The organism is Streptomyces sp. NPDC102360, assembly GCF_044766085.1.
GTDB lineage: Bacteria > Actinomycetota > Actinomycetes > Streptomycetales > Streptomycetaceae > Streptomyces.
The window spans coordinates 396,303-419,930 of the sequence record NZ_JBIWLG010000004.1; the positions used below are offsets into that span (position 1 = coordinate 396,303).

Annotated in this window: 21 protein-coding genes and 1 tRNA gene; 9 read left to right on the plus strand and 13 right to left on the minus strand. The window is 70.4% G+C overall.

Features of this window, described 5'->3' with window-relative positions; all coding sequences use genetic code 11:
* Positions 1–615 precede the first annotated feature (615 nt).
* The 7 genes from pheA to ACIRHA_RS20115 all read right to left on the minus strand — a co-directional run bounded on the left by pheA (position 616) and on the right by ACIRHA_RS20115 (position 7,831).
* Positions 616–1,551, minus strand: a complete 936-nt coding sequence (pheA, locus tag ACIRHA_RS20085; protein ID WP_403847313.1) for a prephenate dehydratase — start codon at positions 1,549–1,551, stop codon at positions 616–618.
* A gap of 109 nt (positions 1,552–1,660) precedes the next feature.
* The gene (gene efeB, locus ACIRHA_RS20090) at positions 1,661–2,989 is read right to left on the minus strand and encodes an iron uptake transporter deferrochelatase/peroxidase subunit (protein ID WP_403847315.1); all 1,329 of its coding nucleotides are present in this window, start codon (positions 2,987–2,989) and stop codon (positions 1,661–1,663) included.
* Between the two features lie 8 nt (positions 2,990–2,997).
* A complete protein-coding gene (locus ACIRHA_RS20095; RefSeq protein ID WP_403847318.1) occupies positions 2,998–4,914 on the minus strand; it encodes a copper resistance CopC/CopD family protein in 1,917 nt (638 codons plus the stop codon).
* 16 nt (positions 4,915–4,930) lie between these two features.
* Positions 4,931–5,395: a copper chaperone PCu(A)C gene (locus ACIRHA_RS20100; protein WP_403847320.1), complete on the minus strand. Its 465-nt coding sequence runs from the start codon at positions 5,393–5,395 to the stop codon at positions 4,931–4,933.
* A complete protein-coding gene (locus ACIRHA_RS20105; protein ID WP_403847323.1) occupies positions 5,392–6,075 on the minus strand; it encodes an SCO family protein in 684 nt (227 codons plus the stop codon). The genes ACIRHA_RS20100 and ACIRHA_RS20105 overlap by 4 nt, the downstream gene beginning before the upstream one ends.
* A gap of 78 nt (positions 6,076–6,153) precedes the next feature.
* On the minus strand, positions 6,154–6,894 hold the full coding sequence (locus ACIRHA_RS20110) for a YcnI family protein (RefSeq protein WP_403847326.1): 741 nt from the start codon (positions 6,892–6,894) through the stop codon (positions 6,154–6,156).
* Between the two features lie 154 nt (positions 6,895–7,048).
* Positions 7,049–7,831, minus strand: a complete 783-nt coding sequence (locus ACIRHA_RS20115; RefSeq protein WP_403847328.1) for a hypothetical protein — start codon at positions 7,829–7,831, stop codon at positions 7,049–7,051.
* 191 nt (positions 7,832–8,022) lie between these two features.
* Here ACIRHA_RS20115 and ACIRHA_RS20120 point away from each other — a divergent pair, with 191 nt between their 5' ends.
* Positions 8,023–8,481: an ATP-binding protein gene (locus ACIRHA_RS20120; RefSeq protein ID WP_403847331.1), complete on the plus strand. Its 459-nt coding sequence runs from the start codon at positions 8,023–8,025 to the stop codon at positions 8,479–8,481.
* Between the two features lie 91 nt (positions 8,482–8,572).
* Here the strand turns inward: ACIRHA_RS20120 and ACIRHA_RS20125 are convergent, their stop codons facing one another.
* Positions 8,573–10,027: an aminopeptidase P family protein gene (locus ACIRHA_RS20125; protein WP_403847334.1), complete on the minus strand. Its 1,455-nt coding sequence runs from the start codon at positions 10,025–10,027 to the stop codon at positions 8,573–8,575.
* Between the two features lie 124 nt (positions 10,028–10,151).
* Positions 10,152–11,660 (minus strand): PP2C family protein-serine/threonine phosphatase, encoded by a 1,509-nt coding sequence (locus ACIRHA_RS20130; protein ID WP_403847337.1) that lies wholly within the window; start codon positions 11,658–11,660, stop codon positions 10,152–10,154.
* 533 nt (positions 11,661–12,193) lie between these two features.
* Between ACIRHA_RS20130 and ACIRHA_RS20135 the strand changes: the two genes are divergently transcribed.
* Together ACIRHA_RS20135 and ACIRHA_RS20140 are read left to right on the plus strand one after the other, a co-directional pair.
* Positions 12,194–12,889 (plus strand): bifunctional DNA primase/polymerase, encoded by a 696-nt coding sequence (locus tag ACIRHA_RS20135; RefSeq protein ID WP_403847339.1) that lies wholly within the window; start codon positions 12,194–12,196, stop codon positions 12,887–12,889.
* A 56-nt stretch (positions 12,890–12,945) separates the two neighbouring features.
* Positions 12,946–13,638 (plus strand): hypothetical protein, encoded by a 693-nt coding sequence (locus ACIRHA_RS20140; RefSeq protein WP_403847342.1) that lies wholly within the window; start codon positions 12,946–12,948, stop codon positions 13,636–13,638.
* 256 nt (positions 13,639–13,894) lie between these two features.
* On the opposite strand, the gene ACIRHA_RS20145 is transcribed toward ACIRHA_RS20140, so the two are convergent.
* The 3 genes from ACIRHA_RS20145 to ACIRHA_RS20155 all read right to left on the minus strand — a co-directional run bounded on the left by ACIRHA_RS20145 (position 13,895) and on the right by ACIRHA_RS20155 (position 16,558).
* Positions 13,895–14,881 carry a DUF5926 family protein gene (locus tag ACIRHA_RS20145; protein WP_403847344.1) on the minus strand — a complete coding sequence of 329 codons (987 nt, stop codon included), beginning with the start codon at positions 14,879–14,881 and terminating at the stop codon, positions 13,895–13,897.
* A 102-nt stretch (positions 14,882–14,983) separates the two neighbouring features.
* Complete coding sequence (locus ACIRHA_RS20150) at positions 14,984–15,622, minus strand: ATP-binding protein (protein ID WP_403847346.1); 639 nt, start codon at positions 15,620–15,622, stop codon at positions 14,984–14,986.
* Positions 15,623–15,745: 123 nt separating this feature from the next.
* Entirely contained in the window at positions 15,746–16,558 is an 813-nt protein-coding gene (locus tag ACIRHA_RS20155; RefSeq protein WP_403847348.1) for a glycerophosphodiester phosphodiesterase, read from the minus strand.
* 273 nt (positions 16,559–16,831) lie between these two features.
* Between ACIRHA_RS20155 and ACIRHA_RS20160 the strand changes: the two genes are divergently transcribed.
* Entirely contained in the window at positions 16,832–18,280 is a 1,449-nt protein-coding gene (locus tag ACIRHA_RS20160) for a S1C family serine protease (RefSeq protein WP_403847351.1), read from the plus strand.
* Positions 18,281–18,349: 69 nt separating this feature from the next.
* Positions 18,350–18,434 (plus strand) — tRNA-Ser (locus ACIRHA_RS20165).
* 95 nt (positions 18,435–18,529) lie between these two features.
* On the opposite strand, the gene ACIRHA_RS20170 is transcribed toward ACIRHA_RS20165, so the two are convergent.
* Positions 18,530–19,423, minus strand: coding sequence for a bifunctional DNA primase/polymerase (locus ACIRHA_RS20170; protein ID WP_403847353.1), 894 nt, complete (start codon positions 19,421–19,423; stop codon positions 18,530–18,532).
* A 372-nt stretch (positions 19,424–19,795) separates the two neighbouring features.
* Here ACIRHA_RS20170 and ACIRHA_RS20175 point away from each other — a divergent pair, with 372 nt between their 5' ends.
* From ACIRHA_RS20175 to ACIRHA_RS20190, 4 genes are all read left to right on the plus strand, one after another.
* Positions 19,796–20,101: a hypothetical protein gene (locus ACIRHA_RS20175; protein WP_267069836.1), complete on the plus strand. Its 306-nt coding sequence runs from the start codon at positions 19,796–19,798 to the stop codon at positions 20,099–20,101.
* A gap of 224 nt (positions 20,102–20,325) precedes the next feature.
* Positions 20,326–21,525 (plus strand): acyl-CoA dehydrogenase family protein, encoded by a 1,200-nt coding sequence (locus ACIRHA_RS20180; protein WP_403847356.1) that lies wholly within the window; start codon positions 20,326–20,328, stop codon positions 21,523–21,525.
* 83 nt (positions 21,526–21,608) lie between these two features.
* The gene (locus ACIRHA_RS20185) at positions 21,609–22,547 is read left to right on the plus strand and encodes a bifunctional MaoC family dehydratase N-terminal/OB-fold nucleic acid binding domain-containing protein (protein WP_403847359.1); all 939 of its coding nucleotides are present in this window, start codon (positions 21,609–21,611) and stop codon (positions 22,545–22,547) included.
* A gap of 1 nt (position 22,548) precedes the next feature.
* On the plus strand, positions 22,549–23,628 hold the full coding sequence (locus ACIRHA_RS20190; protein ID WP_403847362.1) for an acyl-CoA dehydrogenase family protein: 1,080 nt from the start codon (positions 22,549–22,551) through the stop codon (positions 23,626–23,628).

Here is a 23,628-nt window from a genome sequence, read left to right on the forward strand (position 1 = left end):
GCCCGCTTCCGGCCCACGACCCGATATCCGTTGCACTCCCTTATGCCCTATTTGCCGGAATGTGAATTAAGGATGGAGTGCGGCCGGAAAAGATCCACTCGGGGCTCGAAAGGCGTGTCAAGGAAACCCGACACCTTCCCTTGAAAGGGGCAGATGAGGCGCTTCGCCTTGACCCGATCCCCTTGTCATGGGCGGGACTTGAGGGCCCGCTGTCCACAGTGACGCGCACGTCCGGAAAGTTATCCACAGGCTGTGAAAATGATCTGTGGATGCCGGAGGAGATCATTCCGAAAGCCGCATGCGTAACGAAGAATTCCCCACTCAAACCACTTGCAAGCTCACTTTCGGGTGGAAATGCTTCACTCCAAAGAGTTGATCAAGGGAAATGCATGGACGAAGGGTGACCTGCCGGGCTGTGGACGCATCTGGGGCCTGTAGGCCGATTTGTCGACCAACCGGCACCTTCCTGTCGACTTGTCCCCAGGTCGAGAAGGCGCCCTGTGGATAACTTCTGTGGATGAAGAAAATCCGCTGGTAGGACCGGCTGTGCAGACAAAAAGGAGCCGGACCCGGCGGTGGAAAACCCGGATCCGGCAGGAAGCGTCGGGCGAGGCCCTAGAACCGGCCGTCCTGGCAGCGCGCCAGCCAGTCGGACGCCGCCACGAACTCGCCGTCCGAGGTTCCCGAGCGCGGTGCGCGCACATCCTCGACGGCGACCCCGGCCCGCGGGTAAGAGCCGAGGAAACGCACCTCCGGGCACACCCGCTTCAGCCCCATCAGCGCCTCCGCCACCCGGCGGTCCGCGATGTGCCCCTCCGCGTCGATCGCGAAGCAGTAGTCACCGATGCCCGTACCGGTGGGCCGGGACTGCAGCAGCACCAGGTTGACCCCGCGGATGGCGAACTCCTGGAGCAGCTCCATCAGCCCACCGGGGTGGTCCTCGCGCTGCCAGATGACGACCGAGGTCTTGTCCGCGCCGGTGGGCGCCGCGGGCCGGGCCGGCCTGCCGACCAGGACGAAGCGGGTCTGCGCGTTCTCCGCGTCGTGGATCTCGGTGACCAGCGGCACGAGCCCGTACTTCTCGGCCGCGAACTCGCCGGCGAACGCGGCGTCGTAGCGCCCCTCCTGGACGAGGCGCGCGCCGTCGGCGTTCGACGCTGCGGACTCCCAGGTCACGTCCGCTGCCAGGTTGTCCTTCATCCAGTTGCGCACCTGCGGCTGGGCGGCCGGGTGGGCGGTGACCGTCTTGATGTCGGCGATCGCGGTGCCGGGGCGCACCAGCAGCGCGAAGGTGATGTCGAGCAGCACCTCGCGGTAGATCATCAGCGGCTCGCCGGCGACCAGCTCGTCGAGGGTCGTGGTGATGCCGCCCTCGACGGAGTTCTCGATCGGCACGAACGCGGCCTCGGCCTCGCCGCCGCGGACGGCGTCGAGCGCCGCGGGCACGGACACCACGGGGACGAGTTCCCGGGTGGCCGTCTCCGGGAGCGTGCGCAGGGCGACTTCGGTGAAGGTGCCCTCGGGGCCGAGATACGCGTAACTGGCTGGCATGGGCTCACCCTAATGCGCCGTACGAGGCCGGGCTCACGGATACCTCAGGAGCCACTCCACGCGGCGAAGGCCCGTCTGGCCGCCCTGCGACGGCACCTCCCGGCCCCGCCTATCCCTCCAGCAACGGCTGCCCCACATAGCCGCCCTTCTCCGCACCGCCCGGCACCGCGAAGAGCCCGCTCGCCTCGTGCCGGATGAACTTCGACAGGGCGTCGCCGCGGTCGAGCTTGCGCTGCACCGGCACGAAGCCCCGCAGCGGGTCCGCCTGCCAGCAGATGAAGAGCAGGCCGGCGTCCGGGGCACCGTCCTCGTCGTAGCCGTCGTGGTACGAGAACGGGCGGCGCAGCAGCGCGGATCCGCCGTTCTGGTCGGGCCGGGTGATACGGGCGTGCGCGTTGAGCGGGATGACGAGGTCACCGTTCGCGTCGGTCTTCTCCAGGTCCGGCTCGGTGGTCTCCTTGCCGCCGGTCAGCGGGGCGCCGCTCGACTTCTTGCGCCCGATGACGTGCTCCTGTGCCGCCGTGGAGAGCTTCTCCCAGTCGTCGAGGAGCATCCGGATCCGGCGTACGACGACGTACGAGCCGCCTCCCATCCAGGCGGGGGATTGCGCGGAGCCCGAACCCGGCACGAAGATCCGCTTGTTGAAGTCGGCCTCGCCGGGCTTGGGATTGCCCGTGCCGTCGACCTGGCCCATCAGATTGCGGACCGTCATCGGGTGGGTGGTGGCCCCCGGCGAGCGGTTGAAGCCGTTCATCTGCCAGCGCAGCTTGGCCGTGGATCCCGCGTCCTTCTGGATCGCGCGCAGCGCGTGGAACGCGACGAGCGAGTCGTTGGCGCCGATCTGCACCCACAGATCGCCGTTGCTGCGCGCCTTGTCGAGGTGGTCGGAGTAGAAGTCCGGCAGCGGGTCGAGGGCGGCGGGGCGCTGCTTCTCGAGTCCCGTACGGGAGAAGAAGCTGTGGCCGAAGCCGAAGGTGACCGTCAGCGAGGAGGGGCCCGCGTCCCGGGCCACATCCGTATCGTCCGAGGCCGAGGGCTCGCCCGCCATCAACCGCTCGGCCGTCGCCGACCAGCGGCGCAGCAGGGCCGCGGCCTCCTTGCGCCCCGCGCCCGCCGCCAGGTCGAATGCGACGACATGGCCGCGGGACTGCATCGCGGTGGTGATGCCGGGCTGATGTTTCCCGTGAAACATCACCTCGTCCGCCCCGATCGACGTCAACGTGGCCTGCTGCTCGGGGGAGTTCGAGGACGCCACGGCGTACCCCGCACTCGCACCGACGGCGCCGAGGGCGACGCCGGTGGCACCCGCCGTCCCGATCAGTCGGCGCCGCGAGATGCCTGCGGCCTGCGGGGAGGACCCGGTGCCGCTCTTGGTATCAGCCGTGTCGGCCGTGTCAGCGATGTCGGCCGGGTTAGACGTGTCAGACGTGTCAGCCATGGGGCGGTTCAGCCGATCTTCGCGTTCTTGTTGATGGTGATCTGGTCGATGTCCGAGGTACGCACGGTCAGCGCGACCTTCCAGTCGCCCGCCACGGGGATCTGTACGCCGCTCGCCGTCCAGTGCCCTGTGGCGATGTGGTCGGGCACGACGGGCAGCGGCCCGATCTTCTTCGCCTCTTGGGTGAGGGCGAGCTTCACCTCGGGAACGTCGAAGGCCTTGCCGTTCGGCCGCTCTATGTAGAGGTGCATTTCGTTGTTGCCGGTGCGCCCGGGGTCCATCTCCAGGAGGGCGGTGCCCTTGCCGTCCGAGCCGCCGGTGTCGAACGGAAGCTTCAGGGAGAGCGGCCCGGTCTGCGCCTGCGCTGCCGAGGTGGCGGACTTGGCCTCCTCCTCGGTGCGGCCCGGCTCGGTGGACGTCAGCACGGTGGTGACGGCGAGCAGGACGACCGCGATGCCCGCCTCGACGAGCACCGAGCGGCGCAGCCCGAAGCGGTGCGGATCGGCGTCGCGCACCCGCTTCTCACGGGCGTTCGCCATCGCGGCGCGCTGCCGGGCGAGTTGGGCGGCGCGCTCAGGGCTCGCGCCCTTCCCTCCGGCGGTCACGGAGACCGGCTCCTTCTCTTCGGAGACCTCGGACACCTGTCCCTCCGCAGCCGGGGCGGCGGCCGCGGTCTCGGTGAGCCGAGCCGTCCACTTCCGGGAGATCCAGGCGACGCCGACGAGTACGACGACGAGCCCGACCTTCACCATCAGCAGCTGCCCGTACGCCGTCCCGGTCAGTGCCGACCAGGAACCGACCTGGCGCCACGACTGGTAGAGCCCGGTCGCGACGAGGACGAGGACGCTGCAGAAGGCGACCCGGGAGAAGCGGCGCACGGCCGATCCCTCGATCGTCGGCACCCGGTACAGGGCGACGAGCAGCGTGGTCAGCCCGCCGAACCAGGCGGCGACGGCCAGCAGGTGCAGTACGTCGACGGGCATCGCGAGGCCCGCCTGGAGGCCGGTCGAGGCGTGCTCGGCCATGGCCCAGGTGGCGGCGAGCCCGGCCGCGACGACGGCGCCGCCAAGGGAGAGCCCGAAGGTGAGGTCGTTGCGCTCCTTCTCCCCCTCCTTGTCGCTGTCTTCCTCGGCGATGGCTTCGTTCTTCTTCGCGTAGGCGCCGAAGAGCACCGCGATGAAGAGGGCCGCCGCCGCGAGCAGCAGCAGCCGGGACGTGAGCGCGGCGCCGGTCTTCGTCTGCAGGACCTGGCCGAGCAGCGACATGTCGAAGACGTCGCCGAGCTTCCCGGACCCGGTGTACGAGCCGCGCATCAGCAGCATGGCCAGGGTGGCGGCGGTGAGCGTGGTCCAGGCGCCGACCACGACGCGCTGCACCGGCTTGCTGCCCGCACCGCGCCGCCAGCATCCGAGCACGAACGCGGCGCCTCCCACCAGCAGTGCGAAGCCCGCGTACGAGACGTAGCGCGCGACCCCGTAGATCCCGCCGACGACTCCGCCGCCCGCGTTCTGGTCGGCCACCACCGCGGTCGTCTTGGACGGCGCTCCGATGGAGAAGGTGTAGGCGCCGGCGACCGGGTGGCTGTCGGCGGAGACGACCTGGTAGCTGACGGTGAACGTGCCGTCGGGCAGGCCGGAGTGCAGCCCCACCGCGTAGGTCGTGCCGCCGGGATGGGCGACCTTTCCGTCGTCGACACGCTTGCCCGCGGGGTCGAGGACACGGACCGCGCCGTCGGAGATCGCGACGCTCTCGGAGAAGGTGAGCGACACCTTCTCCGGTGCCGTGGCGACCACCGCTCCCTGCTTGGGGTCGCTTCCGGTCAGCGCGGCGTGCGCGGACGCGGGAACGGCGCCGGCCAGGAGTGCGCCGCTGACGGCGAGGAAGAGCAGCACCAGCTGCCAGGTGCGGGGAGCGATGGTCTTCACGTACAGGTCAGCCCCTTCAGTGCGAAGCGTGCGACGGGTTGTAGGTGGCGACCTTCACCGGGAAGGAGACCTTGACGGTCCCGGACTTGGCGAAGTGCAGCTGCACCGACACCTTGTCGCCCTCAGCAGGCTTGCGCTTCAGGTTCTCGAACATGAGGTGGTTGCCGCCGCGTTCGAAGTCGAGCTCGCCGTTCGCGGGCACTGCGAAGGACTTCTGCTCCTTCATCACACCGCCCTTGGTGCTGTGCAGGGTCACCTTCTGGGAAATACCGCTGCTCACGGACGTGAGGGTGTCGGCGGCACCCTTGTTCTGGACGGTGAAGAACCCGGCCGCCATGTCGCCGGAGGCGGGCGCGGGGATGAACGCGCCCTCGACCTTCACATCGGGCTTGTCGGCGGCCTCGGAGCCGGAACCGCAGGCGGTCAGGGCGAGCCCCGCCGCGAGCGTGAGGGCCCCGAGGGCGAGGGGCGTGCGCCTCACGGCTTCTCCCCCTTGACGATCTTGGGCAGGTCCTTGGAGTAGTCGTCGACGGTGGCGTCCTCGCCGTACAGCACATAACCGGCGTCGTTCTTCGGCGAGAAGGCGATGACCTGTGTGCCGTGCATCGACACGGTCTTGCCGTTCTTGTCCTTCCGCGTCGGCTCGATGGAGATGCCGAGCGTGCGGGCGCTGCCCTGGATGGTGGCGAAGTCACCGGTCAGGCCGATGAAGTCCTTGTCCTGCGCCTTGAGCCACTTGCCGAGCACGGACGGGGTGTCACGGTCCGGGTCGGTGGTGACGAAGACGACCTGGAGCTTGTCCTGCTCGGCCTTGGGCAGCGACTTCTTGGCGACGGCGATGTTGCTCATCGTCAGCGGGCAGACGTCGGGGCAGTGCGTGTAGCCGAAGTAGATCAGCGTCGGCTTGTTCTTGGTCCGCTCGCGCAGGTCGAACTTCTTGCCGTGGGTGTCGGTGAGGACCAGATCCGGCTTCTTGAACGGCTTGTCGAGGACCGTCGCGGCCTTCTTCGCACCGCTGTCGGAGGACACCTCGGCGACGGGCTTGCCGCTGTCGTCGCCGCTGCCGCAGGCGGACAGGGCGAAGGTCGCGACGGTGACGAGCCCGACCGCGGCCAGCAGGCTCTTCCTGTTGAACTTCGAATACTTGCGGGGGTTGCGCATAGAAAAATGTCCCAGATGTGAGGTGGCCGGCGGATGCCGGGGTCGCCCACCGCGACCCCGGCACCCACCGAGGGTGGCTCAGCTGTTGGTACGCCGACGGCCCGCCGTGACGCCGAACGCCACACCGGCGGCGCCGACGACGATGCCGACGATGCCGAGGGTGCGGGCGGTGGTGTCGCTGCCGGAACCGCCGGAGTCCGTGCTCGCGGCGGCGGCTTCCTTCTTGGCACCGTCGTCGGAGGCGCCCGAGGCACCGTGCCCGTCGTCCGAGGCGGCCGAGAGCTCAAGCGTGGGCGCCGGGTTCTCCGGCTCCTCCTGGCCCTTCTGCTGCGGCTCGATCCAGCGCACGACCTCCTTGTTGTCGTACGTCTGGATCGCCTTGAAGACGAGCTGGTCGGAGTCGGTCGGCAGCTGGCCGATGGAGACCGGGAACTTCTGGAAGTAGCCGGGCTGCACGCCCTTCTCCTTGCCGGAACCGGTCGCGGTCCAGGTGACCTTGGAGACGGCCTCGGTGATCTTCTCGCCGTGCATCTCCATCGGCTTGTCGAGCTTCTTCTTGGTGACGTCGGCCTTCCAGCCGGGCACGGGCTCGGGCATCACCGAGGCGAGCGGGTGCTCGGTGGGGAAGTTGACCTCGACCTTGGTGGTCGCGGCGTCGTCGCGCTCGTTGGGCACCTTGAAGTCGACGACGGCGTAGTCGCCCTTGGCGGCCTCGCCCTCCGGCTGCACGCTCACGTGCGCGAAGGCGGGGGCGGACACGAGGACGACGGAGGAGACGGCGGCGGCACCGACGAGAGCGGCGCGGGACATCTTCTTCATGACAGGGAGAACTCCACGTTCAGCGGGATCCAGCGACAGGTGAAAGGGCGCGACCGCGAAACACCGCACTACGTAGGCGGCGAAAAAGCGGGTACGCGCGCGTGCCCGCGGCACGTCTCACCCCACGCAGTACGCGGTGGAGCACGCGTGCCGTTCAGGCAGCGAGAAGAAGCGTGTCGACCGCGGGTGGCCCGCGCCGGCTCACCGAGTGCTGAAGTACCGCCGCCCGCAGGGCCGCTGGTTCGGCGAACCCGGCACGAGCGGCACACGGCAGGGCGGGCGCACCCCGGAACCCGGCCCTGAGGGCGCGTACGAGGCCGAGGACGGTCCGCAGCGAGCGGAGGGGCGCCAGGTCCATGACGGCGTACGCGTAGAGCCGCACGATGCGGCTCAGGGCGAGGTCGCCGTGGCGCAGCAGCCAGCCCGCGCCGGCCGCGGCGAGCAGGTGCCCGAGGAGCATCGGCAGGGACGGCAGCAGCGACATCGCCGAGCCGGCCGTGCCCGCCATGTGGTGTGCGTCGCCGGACGGCACGCGCGCGTTGTCGAGGATCCGCTGGGCCTGCGCCGGGCTGAGCGTCGACGCACCCGCCCCGCACATGAGCCGCGCGGCCCGCTCGACCGCCGAGGGTTCACCCGACGCGGCGGTCATGGTCATGGAGTGCTGCTGACCGAGGCCGAAGAGGCTGTGCAGCGCGATCTGTCCGGCCCCCAGCGTGGCGGCGATGCCCGGCAGCGACCGCTCGCGTCCCGCCAGTGGCAGGGCCACACAGAAGACGGCGAGGAAGCCGAGCGACAGCGTCCACAGCGGCACGGTGGCCGTCGAACCGAGGACGTGCCCCGCCGCGGACAGCATGACGCAGACCGCGGCGAACACCGCGGCCCTGAGCAGCCGGAGATCGGCCGCGCTGCGCGCCTGGCGCTCGTGGGGGGCAGACATGGCGGCCTCATCATCGCACTGGCTTCACACGCTCCATACAGCAGGTCCGCAAGGTCCGGAATCTCCTGTACACCGCCGACGCCCGTATGCGCGTCGGCCGTATGGGCGTCATCACGTCAACTGCACGATTGCGCCGGGCCGGTGGTGGCAATACGTATCGGTATGTCGAGTCGCGGCCGGGAGGCGGGAGCATGAGCATCTGGTGGTCCCTCCAGCTACGGCGTGATGCCGCGAGCGTGCCGCTCGCCCGGCGCCTCCTCATGGGCACCATGGAGACCGCGGGCGTCGACCCCGACGTCTCCTACGATCTGTCGGTCGCGCTCAGCGAGGCGTGTGCGAACGCCGTGGAGCACGGCGGAGCGGCGACGAGCGAGGCGACGGACGCGTTCAGGGTCACCGCGTACCTGGACGGCGAGATGTGCCGCATCGAAGTGGCCGACACCGGCCCCGGCTTCGCCGCCACGGGGGGCCGCGCGGCCGTGTCCGTCCGCCCGGCACCCGACTACGCGGAGCACGGCCGTGGCCTGTGTCTGATCCAGGAGCTCGCCGACCACGTGCACTTCGTGAACAGACCGGGCAAGGGTGGCGCCGTGGTCAGCTTCGACAAGATCCTCAAGTGGCGGGAGGACGCGCCGCTGATGGCGGTGTGAGCCGCTTTTACGCGACCTGGTTTTACGCGACATAGAAGGGCCGCACTGTGAAGTGCGGCCCTTCTATGTCGCGTTTTTGCTTGGCTCAGCCTCAGCCCTTCAGGCGGGCCATCCACGCCTCGACCTCGTCGGCCTTGCGGGGCAGCCCGGCCGACAGGTTCTTGTTGCCGTCCTCAGTGACGAGGATGTCGTCCTCGATACGGACGCCGATGCCGCGGTACTCCTCCGGCACGGTCAGGTCGTCGGCCTGGAAGTACAGACCGGGCTCGACCGTGAGCACCATGCCGGGCTCCAGCGTGCCGTTCACGTACGACTCGGTCCGCGCGACCGCGCAGTCGTGGACGTCCATGCCGAGCATGTGACCGGTGCCGTGCAGGGTCCAGCGGCGCTGCAGGCCGAGCTCCAGGACGCGCTCGACCGGGCCCTCGACCAGGCCCCACTCGACGAGCTTCGCGGCGAGCACACGCTGCGCGGCGTCGTGGAAGTCCCGGAACTTGCCGCCCGGCTTGACGGCCGCGATACCGGCCTCCTGGGCCTCGTACACGGCATCGTAGATCTTGCGCTGGAGCTCGCTGTACGTGCCGTTGATCGGCAGCGTGCGCGTGACGTCGGCGGTGTAGTACGTGTGCGTCTCCACGCCGGCGTCGAGCAGCAGCAGGTCGCCGGAGCGGACCGCGCCGTCGTTGCGGACCCAGTGCAGCGTGCAGGCGTGCGGGCCCGCGGCGCAGATGGAGCCGTAGCCGATGTCGTTGCCCTCCACGCGTGCGCGAAGGAAGAACGTGCCCTCGATGTAGCGCTCGGAGGTGGCCTCGGCCTTGTCGAGCACCTTCACGACGTCCTCGAAACCGCGCACGGTCGAATCGACCGCCTTCTGCAGCTCGCCGATTTCAAACGCGTCCTTCACGACGCGCGCCTCGGAGAGGAAGACCTTCAGCTCGTCGTCGCGCTCGGCGGTGACCTTGTCGGCCAGGGCGGCCTCGACGCCTGCGTCGTAGTTGCGCACGACGCGCACCGGGCCCGTGGCCTCGGCCAGCTTGTCGGCGAGCTCGCGCACGTCGGAGGCGGGGATGCCGTAGTGCTTCTCGGCCTCGGTCAGGGAGTGGCGGCGGCCCACCCACAGCTCGCCCTGGCCGTCGAGCCAGAACTCGCCGTTCTCGCGGTTGGAGCGCGGCAGCAGGTAGAGCGTGGCGTCGTGGCCCTCGCCCTTGGGCTCCATGACGAGGACGCCGTCCTCGGTCTGGTTGCCCGTCAGGTACGCGTACTCGACGGAGGCGCGGAAGGCGTACTCCGTGTCGTTCGAGCGGGTCTTGAGGTTGCCCGCGGGCACCACGAGGCGCTCGCCCGGGAAACGGGCGGACAGGGCGGCGCGGCGGGCGGCGGTCTCGGCGGCCTGCGGGACCGGCTGCAGGTCGTGCAGCTCGGTGTCGGCCCAGCCGGACTTCATGTTCTCGGCGAGCTCGTCGGACACGCCCGGGTAGAGGCCGTTCTTGCGCTGCTTGATGGGCTCTTCGGCCTCGGCGGCCTCCGGGTTGAGCTCCTCCGACACGGTTCCTCCTTGACGCGGCGGTCCGGTGAAATGCCCTGGATACGGCAATGGACCCCCTCCATCGTACGAGCGTACGGAAGGGGGTCCAGGGCCGGAGGGCCTGTTACGCACAGCGCTTCGGAGGTCACTCGAAGCGCGCCGCGAGCAGCACCACGTCCTCCTCGCTCTCGGCCGTGTCGAGGCCGTCCGGGAGCACCGACCGCAGCACGTGGTCGGCGATCGCTCCGGGGTCGTCACGGATGCCCTTGGGCACGCCGGCGGCGGCCGCGTGCAGCCGGGCGAACGCGCGGTCCATGGGATCGCCGGTGCGGCGCAGCAGACCGTCCGTGTAGAGCAGCACGGTCTCGCCCGGCGCCGGCGTGATCTCCACGCTCGGCGCCTCCCAGCAGGCGAGCATCCCGAGCGGCGCGGACAGCGTCGTCTCGGCGTACTCGGTGCGCCGTTCGCCGATCACCAGGGGCGGGCTGTGCCCTGCTCCGGCGAGGACGATCTTGCGCTGCGCGGGCTCGCAGTAGGCGAACAGGGCGGTCGCGCTGCGCGCCGGCTCGGTCAGGCGCAACAGAAGCTCCAGGTCGGACAGGACCGCCACCGGGTCCTCCCCCTCCATGACGGCGTACGCCCGCAGAGAGGCACGCAGCCGGCCCATCGCGGCGACCGCGCTCGCGCCGGAGCCGCTGACGGAGCCGACCGCGAGCCCGAGCGCCCCCTCGGGCAGCGGCAGCGCGTCGTACCAGTCGCCGCCACCGCGCGGCCCCGTGCGGTGCCGGGCGGCGAGCTGCACCCCGGCGACCCGGGGCAGGCGCGGTGGCAGCAGCTCGTCGGCGACGGTGCGTGACCACGCGCGCGTGCGCTCCAGTTCCAGGAGGCGGGCGAGGTGCTCGGTGGCGTAGCGCGCGTAGAGGCCGATGAGGTGGCGCTGCCGCTCGACGGGCTCGGCCGGCTCGTCGTAGAGCCAGACCGCGGCGCCGAGCCGGCCGGCCGCCTCGGTGGCGAGCGGCATCGTGTAACTCGCGGCGTAGCCCAGGCGCGCGGCGACTTCGCGGTGGCGCGGGTCGAGCCCGTCCTCGGCGAGCAGATCGGCGCGCGACTCGGGCTCGGCGGACAGCCCGTCGAGGATCCGTCCGTACGAGGTCGCACCGCGCGGCACGGTCTCGATGTGTCCGAGGTCGGGCCTGGACAGGCCGAGGCCGATGGTGGTGTCGGGGCCGTGCCCGTCGCCCGGTTCCAGGACGACGAGACCGCGCCGGGCGCCCACCAAGGCGGCTCCGGCGCGCAGCAGTTCGTGCAGTGCGTCCTCGAGTGCGGCCGTGCGGGCCAGGCGTTCCGTGAGTTCGTGCAGCGTCGTGAGATCGGAGACCCAGCCCGCGAGCCGGTCCTGGATCACGGCCCCGGGTGCCACCGCGGGGGGAGTGATCTGCGACACGGGGGAAGCGGGCGTGACGCTGGGGGCGGGAGGGGGAACCTGTCCAGGAGGGGAATCGATTCCAGCCACTTTCGGCAGGCGTGGGGTTGTCATGGCTTCCGGCTTTCCGACCGGTGCATATTGCTCATTAGCATCGCAAACCCCCATGTCATTCTGCGCCGCCAGCAATGCCTCCACATGTACACGGACTCGTTGGGGGATGTCCAGCATTGTCCCGTTGGGATTACCGGTGTCTGCCGTGGTCAAGCGGCATCGGCAGTAAAACGATCTCGGTTCTCATATGTGATCCGACCTTGATCCCAAGCCGATCCCGATCGTTCGAAGATGGCCAAAAACCGCCTGGGGGAAGCGCTTATTGCGGTCGACTGGCATTGTTCAGCTGTGGTCGACAGAGCGTCATAGCGGCCGCGATGGGTACGTAGTCGGTGAAGACCAGGGGCAGTTGGGATCCGCCCGGAACCTGGTGACGGAACCGAGCGTCATAACCATCGGCGACCGTGTCCCATCCTCCCGTGGCGGAGGCGGCGAGAAATACGCGGGACGGCAAACGCCAGGCGCCGCCACCCCACGCCAGGCTTTTCAAGCACACAGCAGGCGCTCGGACTATAGGGGTTACCCCTGCCTCAGGCCGGCGGTTCAGGCTGGGGTGTGGCGCTCCAACACGTACGCGCAGTGACTGATCGACACATGGTGTGATGTGGCCCATAGCGTTCTCTTCGGTCTACGGAAAGGAACGAGCGCTCATGCGCGAGATCCTCGGAAGGCGACGCAGGCTCCTGTCCAGGCGTGACAACGGGAAGTCTGACCTGATCAGCGCGGCCCTCACGTTCGCGACAGCGTGGCAGTGGCCGGTCCTGCCGGGCATAGGGCTCGAAGCGGGAGGCCGTCGTGACGGCGTCCGCTGCGCCTGCCCCGACCCGGAGTGCACGGTGCCGGGCGCGCACCCCTTCGACCCGGGGCTGCTCGCGGCGACGACCGATGAGCGCATGGTCCGTTGGTGGTGGACCAACCGCCCCGACGCGCCGATCGTGCTCGCCACCGGTGCCCCGTCCGGGGGCGCAGGGGGGCACGCGCCCTGTGCCGTGAGCCTCCCGGCCGTCGCGGGCGCCCGCGCGCTCGCCGCGCTCGACCGCAGGGACGTGCGGCTCGGCCCGGTGATCGCGACGCCGGAGCGGATCGCGATCCTCGTGGCGCCGTACTCGATGGAGCAGCTCGGCGAACTCCTGTACGCGCAGGACTTCGTGCCCGGCTCGCTGCGGTTCCACGGTGAGGGCGGATATCTCGCCCTGCCGCCGTCGGTCTCGGGCGCGGGGCAGGTGCGTTGGGAGCGCGCGCCGCTGCCCGGCTCGGCGGCTCCGTGGACACCGGATGTGGAGGCCGTGGTCGGCACATTGGTCGACGCCCTCACCCGTACGGGTGTGAGCGCGCCCGAGTTGTAGCGGAATCCGGCGCGCGGCGGGCCGGTGAGCCAGGCGTGCGCCGATATCTTCGGCGCATGCCTCCCGCGCCACGCCTCCCTCAGCTCCCGGACGAGCAGCTCCCGGACGAGACCGGGCGGGAACGACCGCACGCGCGACTCCGGCTTTTCGGTCTGCTCGCCGTGGTGGTCCTCACGGCGGCGCTGCCGCTGGCGGGTGCGTCCGCGGGGCCGGTGGACGACGGACCCACGCGGCATACGGCCACCGAGGCCCACGCCACCACCGATGCGGACGCGCCTGATGACGCCACCAGGGCGAACATCAGGGCGGACGACAACGGGGACGGCAAGGCGAACGACAGCGGCGACGGCACGCCGGCCGAGCAGAAGACCGGCAAGCCCTCTCTGCTGACCGGTCTCGGCCTGACCACCGAGGCCCATTGCGGCCCCCAACTGTCCGCCCCGGACGGCATCGAGGCGCAGACCTGCGTGCTCGTCCAGGGGGACGACACCTGGGCGCGTACCTATTACCGCAACGCGACGGGGTCGGGTCTGACCGCCGTACTGACCCTGATGGCGCCCGGCGGACGCACGGTGCAGCTGCATTGTTCCGTGGGTGCGGAGGACGAGCCGGGAATGTGCGAGACACCGCGGGGACGTACGCGGGGAGAGCCGGATCAGTACACGGCGGTGGCGGAGTACGCGCGGGGCGGGGAAGGCCCGCTGTTGCTGCGCTCCGGAAGCAACTCGGCGCCGTCGCACGGGGGTTGAGACCCGGCGGCACTGGGCGCACATGGAAGCGCCCGGTTGCTGGCGACGGGGGATGCACCAGCAACCGGGCTACTTGAACGGTAACAAGAGATCGCTGGTTAGCAAATTCGATCTCTTCTATTCGGACATGGATTTACCTGCAACTACCGGGAGTTGTGACCCGGCTCACCTTGCGGTTCGGCGAGGCGGGTCCGTCAGGCGTCCCGTCCCGATGGGCTGACTGGTCGGTCAGCCCATCCCCATCCGAAGCTGTGGATCAGCTGAGCGTCACCTGTCGGTTGGTGAGCCCCCCGCGTGCCCGGCGCTCGTCCGGGGTCAGCGGTGCGTCCGTGGCGAGCGCGCCGGCGAGTCGCTCGGCGAACTCCGCGGCCGGCTTCTCGACGTCCTGCGCCTGCATCGAGCTGGGCAGGTCCCAGACCGGAACGGTCAGGCCGTGCGCCCTGAAGGAGCCCACCAGGCGGGTGCCCTCACCGAGCGACGACGTGCCCGCCGCGTGCAGCCGCGCCAGCGCGTCGAGCAGCTTCTCCTCGGCGTGCGGCATGACCCACCGGAGGTGGTTCTTCTCCGGGGTCTCGCACCAGTAGGCGCTGTCCACGCCGGAGAGCTTCACCGTGGGGATCGCCGCGGCGTTGGCCCGCTCCAGGGATGCGGCGACCTCGCCCGTCGCGTTCTCCGAGTCCGGCACCCAGAATTCGAAACCCGTGTGGACGATGGGCTCGAAACCGCCCTCGGGGGCGAGTACGTCCTGAAGGCGCGGCCCGTCGGCCGGTGCGCGGCGGGTCTGCACCGGGTTGCCCGGCTCGGCGGCCAGCGCGCGCAGCAGTGTGTCGGCCAGGTCGCGGCTGATGTCCCCGGAAGGCGTGTCGTTCTGCAGGCCGAGCAGGACCGAGCCGTCGTCGCGGCGCAGGGCCGGCCAGGCCATGGGCAGCACGGTCGCGAGGGTCACCGACGGGACGCCCTCGGGGAGGCCGTCCTTCAGGGTCAGCCCGGCCGTCGCGGCGGGCACCAGCTCGCGCAGCGCGACCCAGTCCCCCTCGCCCGGCAGGCCTTCGAAGGGACGCTGCACCAGCTCGGTCACGGCGTGCGCGGCCACCCGGCCGTGGCACGCCTTGTAGCGGCGACCGCTGCCGCAGGGGCAGGGTTCGCGGGCGCCGACGACCGGGAGGTCCCCGTCGGCGCCTCCGGCGCGGGCACCATCGGTGACGTGCTGCTTGCCCTTGGTCTGCGGGCGCTTCTTGGCCATCTTGGGTGTCTCCCGGATACGGCTCTCGTACGTACGGCGCGAGCCTAGCCGCTCGTACTGACAAGAGGGGGATGCGCCCAACTGGCCGCGCCCGACCGGCTTTCAGCCCAGATCGTCGAAAGCGTCCGGGAAGCCCAGGTCGGCCAGGTCCGCCACGGGCGGCGCGGCCACCCGGGAGACGAAGTCGTCCCGGCGCTCGGCCATGGCCTCCGCGTGGACGTCCTTGTGGACGGTCACCCAGACGGTGACCTCGCCGCGCATGCCGTCACGTACGCCCCAGTCGTCGGCGAGCGCCGTGATGATGTTGAGCCCGCGGCCGCCGTGCGCCGTGATCGAGGGAGTGGCCGGAATCGGGCGGGTGGGCCCGCCGCCGTCCGTCACCTCGACCGCGAGACAGCCACGGTCGTCGACCCGCCATGCGGCGCGTACGTCACCGTCGCCGGCCAGATCGTCGCCGAGCGGCCGGCCGTGCCGGCACGCATTGCTGAGCAGTTCGGAAAGGATGAGAACCGCATCGTCGATCACCGTTTCCGGTACGCCACTGATGCGCAGCTGATCACGCATCCGACGTCTTGCCGCGCCCACGCCCGCAGGGCCATGGGGTACGGCCATGCTCGACGACGCGGGCACCTCCTGTGCCACCACCAACGCCACCCCCGAGACCTCCTTTGCCCCACGCCACGGTGTGAATGCCCCAATGGACTGGACCGGAAACCGGCCACCCCGCTTCCGGTGACGCACTCGTGACGATCGAATACGGTCCGAACGCGCCGGTGCACACCCTGTGACGGCGTTGGGGAAAGGTGGCCGGATTCAGTCCCTGCTGCTGCCCTTCTTCCTTCAAGAGCGGCTTCAGGACCTGTTTCAGGACCTGCCGAGTCGGCGCAGCACCGCCGCGGGACGGTTGGTGATGATCGCGTCGACGTCCAGGCTCGCGCAGAGGTCGACGTCCTCGGGCTCGTCCACGGTCCACACATGGATCTGGTGACCCGCGCGCGCGAGTTTCTCGATGTACGCGGGGTGATTGCGCACGATCCGGATGCTGGGGGCCGCGATGTGCACGCCCTTGGGGAGGCGTCCTTCGCGGTGGCGGGGTGAGACGAACTGCATCAGGTAGACCGTCGGCAGCGTCGGAGAGGCCTCCTGGACACGCGACAAGGAGCGCGCGGAAAAGCTCATCACGCGCACGCGCGAGGCATCGCCCGCGGCCGGGGCGTCCAGGCCGAACCGCTTGAGCAGGAGCAGTAGCCGCTCCTCCACCTGTCCCGCCCATCGTGTGGGGTGCTTGGTCTCGATCGCCAGCTCCACCCGGCGTCCCGCGTCGGTGACCAGCTCCAGCAGGCGCTCCAGCGTCAGGACGGAGGTGTCGGAGGTGTCGGAAGCGCTGCCCGTCCAGTCGGGGACCTCGTCGTGGCCCTTCCAGGAGCCGAAGTCCAGGGCGGTGAGGTCCGATAGCTCCAGTGCGGAGACGGCCCCACGGCCGTTCGACGTACGGTTGACGCGACGGTCGTGCACGCATACGAGATGCCCGTCCGCCGTCAGCCGCACATCGCATTCGAGGGCGTCCGCGCCGTCCTCGATCGCCTTCTTGTAGGCGGCCAATGTGTGCTCGGGGGCGTCCTGAGAGGCACCGCGGTGGGCGACGACCTGAATGCGCTGCTGTTGTGCGAGGGTCACCGCGTCATGGTGCCACCACGCGGCAGGCGACCAGGAAAAGTTCGGCCCAGCGGATGCGTCCGTTTTGCCGGACGTAAAGGATGGCAGGGGGACGCACAGGCTCGCCTTACGGTGGCCTGACGTCCCGTGGGAAAGGCTGACGACGTACAACAGCACAAGTGGACCGTGACAGGACCATGCCGGGACGGCGACGGCACGAGCGGCAGTCGCCTTCCCTGAGCATCCAGACAGGACGGACCGGCGACGACAGCCGTGGATCGAGGAGAGAAAGCTGTGAGCACCGAGAACGAGGGCACTGAGGTTCCCCCGGCCCCGTCCGCACCTCCCGTGCCGGTGGACGCTCCCGCTGCTCCCGCGCCGGCTCCCCAGGGGGCCGGACCTGACCCTGCGAGCCAGGAGCCGAGGCCCGCCGGTCACGGGGGCCCCGGAGCGCCCGCCGCGTCCGCGGCACCCTCCGGGGGCGCCGCGCCGGGTGCGGCAGGACCGGCCCACGGCGGCGACTGGCCGCCCCCGCCGCCCGCCATGCCGGCCTACGGGTCGGGCGGCGGTGGCGGCGGCTGGGGCGCCTCGTACGAGCCGCCGCAGCCCAAGCCGGGCGGCCGGCGCGGTGGCCTGGTCGCCGGGATCATCGCGGCGGCGCTGGTCGCGGGCGCGGTCGGTGGCGGTGTGGGCTACTGGGCGGCCGAGCGGGGCGACGGTTCGAGCACCGGCTCGACCACCGTCTCCGCCTCCAACCCGGCCGACCTCAAGCGCGACAAGGGCACCGTCGCGGGCATCGCCGCCAAGGCGCTGCCCAGCACGGTCACCATCGAGGCCGAGGGCAACAACGGCGAGGGCGGCACCGGCACAGGTTTCGTGTACGACAAGCAGGGCCACATCCTCACCAACAACCACGTGGTGGCGGAGGCCGCGGACGGCGGCAAGCTGTCGGCGACGTTCTCGAACGGCAAGAAGTACGACGCCGAGGTGATCGGCCACGCGCAGGGTTACGACGTCGCGGTCATCAAGCTCAAGAACGCGCCGGACGACCTGAAGCCACTCACGCTCGGCAACTCCGACAAGGTCGCGGTCGGCGACTCGACCATCGCGATCGGCGCTCCCTTCGGCCTGTCGAACACGGTGACCACGGGCATCGTCTCCGCCAAGGACCGCCCGGTGGCCTCCAGCGACGGCTCCGGCACCAGCAAGGCCTCGTACATGAGCGCCCTGCAGACGGACGCGTCGATCAACCCGGGCAACTCCGGCGGCCCGCTGCTCGACGGCAACGGGAACGTGATCGGCATCAACTCCGCCATCCAGTCCGCCTCCAGCGGCGGCATGGGCGGCGGTTCGGGCCAGTCCGGCTCGATCGGTCTCGGCTTCGCCATTCCGATCAACCAGGCCAACATGGTCGCCCAGCAGCTCATCAAGACCGGCGAGCCGGTCTATCCGGTGATCGGGGCCTCCGTCTCCCTGGAGGAGGGCACCGGCGGCGCGAAGATCACCCAGCAGGGCGCGGGCGGCTCCGCGGCCGTCACGTCGAACGGTCCGGCGGACAAGGCGGGCCTCAAGCCCGGCGACGTCATCACGAAGCTCGACGACCAGCCCATCGACTCGGGACCGACCCTGATCGGCCAGATCTGGACGCACAAGCCGGGCGACTCCGTGAAGCTCACCTACACGCGCGACGGCAAAGAGCACACGGCCGACGTGACCCTGGGCGAGCGCAAGGGCGACAGCTGACCGGGCTCGTGCACCGACCCGTTACGCTTGTCCCGCGCCTCGACGGTTTTCAAGACCGTCGCGGCGCGGGGTGGGTTGCCCGAGCGGCCTAAGGGAACGGTCTTGAAAACCGTCGAGGCGCAAGCTTCCGTGGGTTCAAATCCCACACCCACCGCGCAGTTGAGCGAGCCCCCGACCCGGGATCAGGGTCGGGGGCTCGCCCGCGTTCGGGAGGGCTCTCGTCCTTGTTCGACAGGCATACCGGGAGGGCTACGGCCCCGCCGTGAGGCGCTCCGCCGAGGCGATCGTGGAGCGGGCCTCGCGTTCCGTCAGGCCGGTGTGCACCGCCGCGTCCGTCAGGGCGTCCGAGAGGGTGTCGCCGACGCCGTTCTCGTACGCGCGGCAGGCCGCCCAGAAGAGGCGCGTGTTGCGCTGGCCCTCGTGGGCGCTGAGAACGAACTGCACAAGGCCCAGACCGTGTTGACCCGGACGCCCCGTCATGGGGTGGTGCGCGCGCGGCGGGGGCGTGAGCAGGCGCAGAAGCGCCGGTGGGCAGGGTGCGGGCGGCAGGTGGCCGGTGCCGGGGACCGTGCCGTAGACGCCGTGCTCGGTGCGGGAGCCGGGCCCCACGAGGTAGCCGCCTGCGCCCCGGATGTCGATGCCGGGGGCGAGGCGGCCCGCGGAATTGGGCACCACGGCGTCCGGCGGCCCGGAGAGCCACAGGTGCCGGCCGCCGCTCGGCGTGGCCACGACCACCGTGTCGGGGATCGTGAACAGATGCCGTAAGGCCAGCTCACGCAGGGATGCGGAGGCATCCGTACCGGACTTGGTGTCCAGGTCGACGCCGATGAGGTGGTGCGGGGCCAAGCCGCACGCGATGCCGTAGCCCGTCGCCCTGGGGGCGGCCGCGAAGAGCGCGCGGATGCGGCGCGGATCGGTCGAGGCGTCGTACACACCGTGCCCAGGGAGGCCGCATTCCCCGTGGCAGCGCGGGGCCGTGGGCGGGTCGCCGCGGTGCGGCGAGGGCAGTGCGGGGAGCTTGGTCCTGGCCAGGGGGATGACGGCGAGCCCGCGTTCGGCGGCGGACAGGGCGTGCGCGAGGGCCAGGGTCGCGAGAGACGGGTGTGGTGGGCAGTGGGGCGGGTGCCGGTCCATGGTGGCCATGACTCCATGTTCGTACACACGTTCGAAGAAGGGAAGCGGGGCCGGTCATCCGAGGGAAGCATTTACCAAAAATGTGCTGAAACGCTTCGCCGTTTGGGCCGCTTGGGCCGGAATGGTCCCGAGGCGGCGCACTCCGGCCTGAGCTGGGGTTTTCCGGGCGTGAAGAGGGTTTATCGACATGTCCTCACGCTTGCGAGCGAATCGCGGCTTCCGGGGTGGTTCGCCGGGGATTCGGTGGGCAATTCTGATCTCGCGACGTCGTGAACATCGCCGGGGCGGTCGGCCAACTGCCCTGGTACATCCCGTACTTAACGGGTGGCCGGACCTCGTCCGGAGCGCCCGGAGCGTACTTCCTGTCCTGGAGGAATAGACATGGCTTCCATCCGTACCGCCCGCGCCATCGCCGCCGTCGCCGCACTGCCCCTTGCGGCAGCACTCTTCTCCGGGGTGGCGATGGCCGACAACGGCTCCTTCGCGGACAGCGGATCGAACGCGGGGGTGGCGACGGTCAGCGGCAGCGGGGTCGGCGACGACAACTTCGGCAACTCGTCCACCACGCAGCAGCAGGCCGTCGGCAACGGCGCCTCGAACCAGAACAACGAGGCTCAGGTGAACGGCTCCGGGTTCACGGCGATCGACCAGTCGAACGTCAACGTGAACTTCACCGAGCTCTGGTAACCCGCCGGCTCCTGCGCGGCGGGGGTCTTCCGTGGGGTGCGTGACAGTCTGCGCGGCGGTGCTTCGGCGCCGCCGCGCAGGCGTTTTTCGTGACTACGCGCGCGGGCGTCTTTCGTGACTACGCGCGCGTGCGGGTGCCGGGTCGATCTCTTGACACCCATCGGTATCTGACGGACAGTCAGAAACCCTTGTCGGTACGAGGCCAGTCCTGGAGGGCAGCCGCCGTGCACCTCGCCCCCACCGAGCGCCAGCGCGAGCTGCGCGCTCAACTGCGAGAGAGATTCCGTACGTTGATGCCGGGCGGACCACCGGCGGCCGACGACCCCAGTGGTCAGCGCCGACTGCTGCGTCGCATCGGTGACGAGGGCCTCCTGGGCCTCGGCTGGCCCGTCGAGTACGGCGGGCAGGGGCGCGGTGCGGACGAGCAGTTCGTGTTCTTCGACGAGGCGTACCGGGCCGGCGCGCCCGTCTCCATGGTCACGCTCAACACGGTCGGCCCGACGCTCATGAAGTACGGGACCGAGGAGCAGAAGGCCTACTTCCTGCCCCGGATCCTCAAGGGCGACCTCGTCTTCGCGATCGGCTACAGCGAACCGTCGGCCGGTACGGACCTCGCGTCCCTGCGCACGCGCGCGGTGCGCGACGAGGCAAGTGGCGACTGGGTGATCGACGGGCAGAAGGTGTTCACGTCGAACGCGCAGAACGCCGACTGGATCTGGCTCGCGTGCCGGACCGACCCCGAGGCGCCCAAGCACAAGGGCATCTCGATCATCCTCGTGCCGACCGACGCGCCCGGTTTCTCGTGGACCCCGATCGACACCGTCGGCGGCCTGACCACGACGGCGACGTACTACGACGGGATCCGGGTTCCCGGTTCGAATCTCGTCGGCGAGGAGAACGAGGGCTGGGGGCTGATCACCAACCAGCTCAACCACGAGCGGGTCGCCCTCGCCGCGATCGGGATGCAGGCCGAGGACTTCTACGAGCGGGTGGCCGAGGCCGCCCGTACCCCCGATCCGGTGACCGGCGAGCGCCGCGTTGACGCGCCCTGGGTCCGATCTCAACTGGCCGAAGCGCATGCCCGGCTGGCGGCAACGCGCCTGCTCAACTGGCGTTTGGTGGGGGATGTCGGGGCGGGCCGGCTGGCCCCCGGAGACGCCAGCGGCGTGAAGTTCGCGGGAACGGAATCCGCGGTCGAGACGTATCGAATATGTCAGCAGATCGCGGGCGACGCCGGATGGGTGCGGACCGGATCGCCCGGCACGTTCGGCGAGGCGGGGGGCGGTGAAGCGGGCGTGGGTGAGGGCGAGTTGGAGCGGATGAACCGCGCGGCGCAGATCAACACCTTCGGCGGCGGGGTGAGCGAGGTGCAGCGCGAGATCGTGGCGACGATGCGGCTCGGGATGCGGAGGGGGAAGCGGTGAGCGCAGACGAGAGGAGCGGTCCCGTAGGGATCTCGGTTGAGGGCGGTGGTGGGAGACGGGTGGGCGTTGCGGGTCAGGAGTCCATGGGGCACGAGCCCTTGGCGTACGAGAAGTTGAAGACCTTCGAGGGGCGGGTCGCGGCCACCGAGGCCGAGGGCCTGGACCCGGTGAACGCGCCGATGATCCGGCACTGGTGCGAGGCCATGGGCGATACGAACCCCGCCTACGAGGGGCCGGACGCGATCGCGCCGCCGACCATGCTGCAGGCCTGGACGATGGCGGGTCTGACCAGCTACGAAGGGCGCTCGCCTGCCCACGACGAGCTGTTCGCGCTGCTCGACGGCGCGGGGTACACCTCGGTCGTCGCCACCGACTGCGAGCAGGAGTATCTGCGGCCGCTGCGGCCCGGTGACGCGATCACGTACGACTCGGTGATCGAGTCGATCTCGCCGTTGAAGACGACGAAGCTGGGCACGGGGCACTTCATCACGACCCGGATGAACGTCCGGGTGGGCGAGGAGATCGCGGGGACGCACCGGTTCCGCATCCTGAAGTACACGCCTGCCAAGAGGATTTCGGGCGACAGGGCCGCGAAGAAGGACGGGACCCGGCGGCCGAGGCCCGTCGTCAACAGGGACAACGCGGGCTTCTGGGAGGGCGTCGCCGACCACCGGCTGCTCATCCAGCGCTGCCGCGCGTGCGAGACGCTGCGCTTCCCCTGGCTGCCGGGGTGCAACACGTGCGGCGGGCAGGAGTGGGACACCGTCGAGGCGAGCGGCGAGGGCACGGTCTACAGCTACGTGGTCATGCACCACCCGCCCTTCCCCGCTTTCGATCCCCCGTACGCGGTCGGCCTCATCGAGCTGGCGGAGGGCGTGCGCATGGTGAGCAACGTCGTGGGGGTGCCGAGCGAGAAGGTGCGGATCGGGATGCCCGTGCGGCTCGAATTCCTCGCTGTGGACGACGAGTTGGAGTTGCCCGTCTTCCGTGTCGTCGACGCCGCTCAGGGAGGTGAGGTCTGACATGGACTTCACCCCTACCCCGGAGCAGGAGGCGGCGCGGGATCTCGCCGCGCGGATCTTCGGGGATCTGTCCACGCCGGAGCGGCTCGCGGGCCTCGGCGGCGGTACGGACGGCGAGCTCTGGAAGGAGCTGGGCGTGGCAGGCCTAGCGGGCGCGGTGGAGGAGACCGGGCTGCTCGGGCTCGTCCTGATGCTGGAGGAGCAGGGCAGGACCACGGCGCAGGTGCCGTTCGCTGCGAGCTGTGTGTACGGCCTCCTGGCGGTGGCGGCGCACGGTACGGACGAGCAGCGGGAGCGGCTGCTTCCTGGCCTCCGGGACGGTTCGGCCGTGGCGGCGGGGGCGTTTCCCGCGCGCGGTGGGATCGTGGTGGATCCGCTTCAGGGTGGGCGGGCGCGGCTGAGCGGAGCCGTGCCGTGGGTGCCGTGGCTGCGGGACGCGACGCACGTACTGGTGGCGGTGCGGGGTGAAAGCGGAAGCTCTGTCCACAGCCTGTGGACAGTCCGGGCGGAGGACGCAGGCTGCGAGCCGGTCGAGCTGACCGCGCCCTGGTCCGCGGGGCGGCTCGTGCTCGACGGCGTGGAGGCCGAGCGGATCGGCGGTCCCGAGGCCTACGCAGACGTGCTCGCGGCCGCGCGGACCGCCTTCGCCGGGCTTCAGGCGGGGGTCTGCGCGGGATCGCTGGCCCGGGCCGTTGCGTACACGAACGAGCGGGAGCAGTTCGGCAGGCCGCTCGCCGCCAAGCAAGGCGTCCAACTTCGCGCCGCGGAGGCGTACATGGACAGCGAGGCGATCCGTGTCACCGCGTACGAGGCGGCCTGGCGGCGCGACGCCGGGCTCGACTACGAGAGCCATGCGCTGACCGCTGCCTGGTGGGCCTCGGAGGCGGGCAAGCGGGTCGTGCACACGGGCCAGCACCTGCACGGCGGCATGGGCGCCGACCTGGACCACCCGGTGCACCGGCACTTCCTGTGGGGCCGGCAGCTGGACGGATATCTGGGGAGCGGCGCCGAACTCCTGGAGGAGCTGGGCGAAGTGATCGCGTCGGGAGCGGGCGCGGCCGACGGAGGGGAGGCCGCATGA

Excerpts from the sequence above, each read along its gene's own strand:
- ACIRHA_RS20140 (WP_403847342.1), top strand. The coding sequence starts at position 12,946 with ATGCCTCCCGCGCCACGCCTCCCTCAGCTCCCGGACGAGCAGCTCCCG.
- ACIRHA_RS20175 (WP_267069836.1), top strand. The coding sequence starts at position 19,796 with ATGGCTTCCATCCGTACCGCCCGCGCCATCGCCGCCGTCGCCGCACTG.
- ACIRHA_RS20190 (WP_403847362.1), top strand. The coding sequence starts at position 22,549 with ATGGACTTCACCCCTACCCCGGAGCAGGAGGCGGCGCGGGATCTCGCC.
- pheA (WP_403847313.1), bottom strand. The coding sequence starts at position 1,551 with ATGCCAGCCAGTTACGCGTATCTCGGCCCCGAGGGCACCTTCACCGAA.
- ACIRHA_RS20170 (WP_403847353.1), bottom strand. The coding sequence starts at position 19,423 with ATGGCCACCATGGACCGGCACCCGCCCCACTGCCCACCACACCCGTCT.
- efeB (WP_403847315.1), bottom strand. The coding sequence starts at position 2,989 with ATGGCTGACACGTCTGACACGTCTAACCCGGCCGACATCGCTGACACG.
- ACIRHA_RS20185 (WP_403847359.1), top strand. The coding sequence starts at position 21,609 with ATGGGGCACGAGCCCTTGGCGTACGAGAAGTTGAAGACCTTCGAGGGG.
- ACIRHA_RS20115 (WP_403847328.1), bottom strand. The coding sequence starts at position 7,831 with ATGTCTGCCCCCCACGAGCGCCAGGCGCGCAGCGCGGCCGATCTCCGG.
- ACIRHA_RS20110 (WP_403847326.1), bottom strand. The coding sequence starts at position 6,894 with ATGAAGAAGATGTCCCGCGCCGCTCTCGTCGGTGCCGCCGCCGTCTCC.
- ACIRHA_RS20130 (WP_403847337.1), bottom strand. The coding sequence starts at position 11,660 with ATGCTGGACATCCCCCAACGAGTCCGTGTACATGTGGAGGCATTGCTG.
- ACIRHA_RS20135 (WP_403847339.1), top strand. The coding sequence starts at position 12,194 with ATGCGCGAGATCCTCGGAAGGCGACGCAGGCTCCTGTCCAGGCGTGAC.
- ACIRHA_RS20145 (WP_403847344.1), bottom strand. The coding sequence starts at position 14,881 with ATGGCCAAGAAGCGCCCGCAGACCAAGGGCAAGCAGCACGTCACCGAT.
- ACIRHA_RS20105 (WP_403847323.1), bottom strand. The coding sequence starts at position 6,075 with ATGCGCAACCCCCGCAAGTATTCGAAGTTCAACAGGAAGAGCCTGCTG.
- ACIRHA_RS20120 (WP_403847331.1), top strand. The coding sequence starts at position 8,023 with ATGAGCATCTGGTGGTCCCTCCAGCTACGGCGTGATGCCGCGAGCGTG.